The following is a 4,377-nucleotide window of genomic DNA, read 5'->3' on the forward strand; positions in this document are numbered from 1 at the left end:
AGAGGCTCTTGATGTGCTTGAAGGTGGTTTGACAATGCAAAAAGTTTCGAATGTAGAAGCGCGTGCAAAGGCTTATATCGCTGCTCTTAACGGCATTTCACTCTGGTCTTTATTGCAAGCTGTTAAAAATCTTATACGTGGTGAGGCAAAAGGTATGTCAACAACCTTTGTCCCCTCATGTGCTGATCTAGCGCAGTATTGTCGTGATTTAGAAAGCAGGCTTTATGGTGTTGCTGAGAAGGTTTTTATCGCTGTTGAAAATACGCGTAACCTAGCCTTAGGAGGCAAGCGCATTTCATGCATGAGAATAGGCAAGCCTAGTGAAGAGTGTCATGATAGTAGCAATTCTAAAGCGGCTTAAAACAGCAAACTAGTGAAAAGTGCTGATCATTTTACGATTAGACATGCATTTAAATCGACAAAAAGGTACCATACAAAGCGATTTAAAGATTTTACGATGAAAACCATATCCGCAATATAAAACGCTCTGTACGGTCAAATTTTAGGTAAATAGACCAATTGGTAAAATTATGGACTAAAAACATGAGAATATTAAAAGACCTGTTCTTAAAAAAGCGTAAACAACCCATGCAAAAAGAGTTTGTTGCAACAGCTGTTGGTTATGTTCCTTGGGGAGACGGAGCAGAGGAGTATTTTTACAACCTCTACGAATATGAAGACGGCACAAGAGAGTGTGAAAAGTTTGATGGTGGTCAGTATTACAAAACACCTAAGAATGCGGATTTCAGTACCAAAGCGCAAGTAAAAGCATGGGTTTACGGTGGGAATATTCCGAAAAGCGTTCTCAATTACGAACCTCTTATAGACGAGATCAATAGAGAGATTAAAAAGTTATCGGAAGTTGCTTGACAATATGGCAACATTATGTCTATTGTCGAATCAGGTGCCTGAAAAACACCTTGAATCGATAGCGGATAGATTGCCGACACAATCTTTTCTCCGCACATTAAAGACTTTGACTCATTGTATGTTACACACATATAATGGCTTTGTCGGGTGTGGTTACGCTATACAATACCTTTTATAGGGAAAGCGTAACGACGGACTATCGACCGTGTTTTTCAGCACCCGGCATCCTTTGTTTGATGTCAATGAAAAACCTCTAATCGATAGGAGTTCATTGTGAACATTCTTATAAAAATTACGGAACAAACAATTGATCAGGAAACTGTTCAAACGGTCAACGCACGCGAGTTGCATACGTTTTTGGAAATAGGAAAACGTTTTGCTACTTGGATTACAAACCGCATTAATCAATATGAATTTGAAGAAGGAAAAGATTTTATTTTAACGCTTCCCAAAATTGGGAAACGTAAAAATGTTATCAGTAATAGAATACCATCTCACTTTAGATATGGCAAAAGAGCTTTCCATGGTTGAACGCAACGAGAAAGGCAGACAAGCTCGTCGTTACTTTATCGAGTGTGAAAAAAAGTTAAAAAGCCAATCTGTTGATAATGACCGTGATACACGCTTTGATTTTCCAAAAGATTGGGATAAAATGTCTCCAACTAAAAAGGCTGTTTACATTTATGGCCCTCTCCACATGCATCTTGTCAAAGCCTTTACATTGGTAGAAGAAAGCAAATAGTATAAAACACTCATTGAAGAAGCAAAACAGGTTTTAGAAAAATCTGTTGTAAAAGCTGCTTAGATTTAAAAACATGATTTTATCTTCTCGTCTTCAAAGGCGAGGAGATAGTTAAGCCGCGTTTTTTATTGTAATAACGACTTGCTTGCCGAGAACACTCAGTGCTTGCTCTAAAGTTTGAAGCTTAGTTGGATAATTGGGGTCAAGAATGCGTCTTGCTTCTGTTTCTTTTTTACCCAAACGATGTGCCAATTCTGTTTTTGTAATATTCGCTTCATTAAAGGCCTCTACCACTGCGAGCTTAAGAGCATTCCACGCATCTACCGTAACTTCTACAAGGTCTTTGTACTGCCGTGGTGTAGGCAAAGGCAGACCGCGCATAGAATAGCTCCGTAATGCCAACCCTAAAGCTTCAACAGCATTCTCTAATGCCTCTACTCTATTTTCTCCAGCTGTTATTGCTTCAGGTACATCTGGAAAAGTCACAATAAAACCACCATCCGGATCAGTTTCAAATTTTGCTTGATACGTATATTCCATGTTTAGGTCTCCTCACTATGATCAAAATGTTTTTGAAACGAAAAATTAAAAACGTATGAAATACGAGTTTCATATTCCCAATTGTTTTTTTATTATCTTCACGTAAAGTGGCGTTAATTCACCCGATTTTATAACAGTTGTTTTGTCTCCAAAAGTTACCAAATAATGTGACCCTTTGCCTGCATCTGGAGCTTCACTGTAATGAAGACCTCTTTTTCTGGCTTCTTTGCGTAACTCTCTAAGCAGCGCTTCTCGTTTCATTTAGCCTCCCCTTAATTTGATAAAACCAATATCGCACAAAAAGGTTCGATTGTCAATAATAAATCAAGCAAAAAAGCCTCGCCTTTTTATAACACAGCTATTGAGTGAGTTTATCAAATAAGATTATAAAGTAATGCTTTAAAAAACTGTGATTAATTAACTGAAATAATTGAAAAAATAATAAAATTATGCTAAGATTTTTTACATATTTAAATACAAATTAAGGTAACAAAAAACATGCTAAACAAAGTGACATTAATAGGACGCCTCGGTGCTAACCCCGAAAGCAAAACCATGACTTCTGGAGCTGAAATAGTCAATTTTAGTATAGCAACTTCTGAAAGCTATACTGATAAAAAGACCAATCAAAAAATAGATAAAACGGAATGGCACTCCATTGTGGTTTTTAATCCACATTTAGCAAAAATTTCTCTTCAGTATCTCAGTAAAGGTTCAAAGGTTTACATAGAAGGCAAATTACAAACACGTAAATGGCAAGATAAAAATGGTCATGACCGTTACACAACAGAGATTGTCTTACCACAATTCAAAGGCGAGTTGTATTTGCTTGATGCCAAAAAAGAGCAATCGGCATTCCCTTCACCCATTACTTCTCAAAATTATGCTATCGCTTCAGGTGCTCAAGATTATAGAACCGCTCTTAACGATAGCGTCCCATTCTGATTGAAAAAAAATATGACAAAAAGAAAAAAACGTGCAAAACGCGGTCGTCCTCGGATTAAAGGATGTATCAGAGAACCAAATGGACGCATCTCACGAGCAAAAACACCGCATGAACCCATGGATAAATTGGCAATTGAAATGCGTGCCAAACGCTTCTGTTTGACCATAGAAGAGGCTAAAAATCCGCTTTCCNCAATTACCTATGTGCAAAAGCCTTACCAAATGCAATTTATGATGACTTTACTCCATCTTTAAATGAAGAGGCAAAAAAACAATGGATTGAAAAAACTACTCATTACTATGAAGCAATGAAAGAGGTGCTAAAAGAAGCACAATGCCTTTATAGACAGCATAATCTTTATGCCGCACTACAATACATTGTTGTAGAAGAGCAATCGTTACCATATCTTGTTAATTCACTGTGTGTCGTTCTTAATGCGCTTCATAAGCATTTTACACAAAACCGCTAAATTCAAGCAGCATTTTGAATATTAATAGAGATCTCTTTTCCAAGAGCAATGAGAGTGGATTCCAAGGCATCTAATTTGGTTGCGTGGTTTAAATCCAACAATCGGTCAATTTGTGTTGGATGAAGTTTTAAAAGACGTACGAGATCAGCTTTGCGTAAGTTTTTTTCAATCATAGCGTTATGTATTGCAATTTTTAAAGTCACCAATGAAGATACTTCAACAAAAGGATAGGCAATATCACGATGTCCAAAGGGAATAGGTTCACGATCTTGAAAACGCCCCATAATGACTGTTAAAAGTGCATTTTTAGCCTGTTCCAAAGCCTCTTTTTCATCGTTACCATAGGTAATAAATTCCTGAAAGTCTTTAGAGACGACTAGAAGAGTATCATTGTCATCTTTGATAAATTTGATTGCATATTTCATTTACACCTCCATATTCAGGCTTATTTTAGGTCAAGATCTTTAAGAATCTTCTGGACTAATCCTGTTCCTAATTCTTTTCGCGTACCATGCATAGGTAAAACAGACTTTTTAGAACCGCGCTTTACAAGCAAATGTCCACCTTTCCCTGAAGTAAAACTGCAACCATGCTTTATAAGATATCTTTTCAATTCTTGACTATTCATTATAATAATATAACATCTAAAATGTTTCAATACAACATAAATGTTGTATTGAAGGAAAATAAAGAATATCTTTTAAAACACCATATTTAGGTAAAAAAATAAAAAAAATACAAGATCATGATTTTTTTGTTGACATAGTGTAAAAAATCGTATTTAATGACGCCACTGCACTAGTTGTATTG

The 4,377-nt window shown here is 36.3% G+C and carries 7 protein-coding genes and 2 pseudogenes; 5 read left to right on the forward strand and 4 right to left on the reverse strand.

Going from position 1 to position 4,377, the window contains the following annotated elements; all coding sequences use genetic code 11:
* From ACFIL7_RS09075 to ACFIL7_RS09085, 3 genes and pseudogenes are all read left to right on the forward strand, one after another.
* Window positions 1-361: hypothetical protein (locus ACFIL7_RS09075; RefSeq protein ID WP_375683537.1), on the forward strand; the 361-nt coding region annotated here is incomplete at its 5' end.
* Window positions 362-543: 182 nt separating this feature from the next.
* The gene (locus ACFIL7_RS09080) at window positions 544-870 is read left to right on the forward strand and encodes a hypothetical protein (protein WP_375643762.1); all 327 of its coding nucleotides are present in this window, start codon (window positions 544-546) and stop codon (window positions 868-870) included.
* A 273-nt stretch (window positions 871-1,143) separates the two neighbouring features.
* A pseudogene (locus ACFIL7_RS09085) lies at window positions 1,144-1,675 on the forward strand (antA/AntB antirepressor family protein).
* 48 nt (window positions 1,676-1,723) lie between these two features.
* Here the strand turns inward: ACFIL7_RS09085 and ACFIL7_RS09090 are convergent.
* Both ACFIL7_RS09090 and ACFIL7_RS09095 read right to left on the reverse strand, forming a co-directional pair.
* Window positions 1,724-2,152: a type II toxin-antitoxin system HicB family antitoxin gene (locus ACFIL7_RS09090; RefSeq protein ID WP_375633209.1), complete on the reverse strand. Its 429-nt coding sequence runs from the start codon at window positions 2,150-2,152 to the stop codon at window positions 1,724-1,726.
* Window positions 2,153-2,221: 69 nt separating this feature from the next.
* Window positions 2,222-2,413 carry a hypothetical protein gene (locus ACFIL7_RS09095; protein ID WP_038473479.1) on the reverse strand — a complete coding sequence of 64 codons (192 nt, stop codon included), beginning with the start codon at window positions 2,411-2,413 and terminating at the stop codon, window positions 2,222-2,224.
* Between the two features lie 237 nt (window positions 2,414-2,650).
* Between ACFIL7_RS09095 and ssb the strand changes: the two genes are divergently transcribed.
* Window positions 2,651-3,097, forward strand: coding sequence for a single-stranded DNA-binding protein (gene ssb / locus ACFIL7_RS09100; RefSeq protein ID WP_375635091.1), 447 nt, complete (start codon window positions 2,651-2,653; stop codon window positions 3,095-3,097).
* 12 nt (window positions 3,098-3,109) lie between these two features.
* A pseudogene (locus ACFIL7_RS09105) lies at window positions 3,110-3,567 on the forward strand (hypothetical protein).
* Between the two features lie 2 nt (window positions 3,568-3,569).
* On the opposite strand, the gene ACFIL7_RS09110 reads toward ACFIL7_RS09105, so the two are convergent.
* Together ACFIL7_RS09110 and ACFIL7_RS09115 are read right to left on the reverse strand one after the other, a co-directional pair.
* A complete protein-coding gene (locus tag ACFIL7_RS09110) occupies window positions 3,570-3,992 on the reverse strand; it encodes a type II toxin-antitoxin system HicB family antitoxin (RefSeq protein ID WP_375635089.1) in 423 nt (140 codons plus the stop codon).
* Window positions 3,993-4,012: 20 nt separating this feature from the next.
* The gene (locus ACFIL7_RS09115; RefSeq protein ID WP_006589116.1) at window positions 4,013-4,195 is read right to left on the reverse strand and encodes a type II toxin-antitoxin system HicA family toxin; all 183 of its coding nucleotides are present in this window, start codon (window positions 4,193-4,195) and stop codon (window positions 4,013-4,015) included.
* Window positions 4,196-4,377 lie beyond the last annotated feature (182 nt).

This window comes from Bartonella sp. AP3QHHD, assembly GCF_042195765.1.
Classification (GTDB): Bacteria; Pseudomonadota; Alphaproteobacteria; order Rhizobiales; family Rhizobiaceae; genus Bartonella.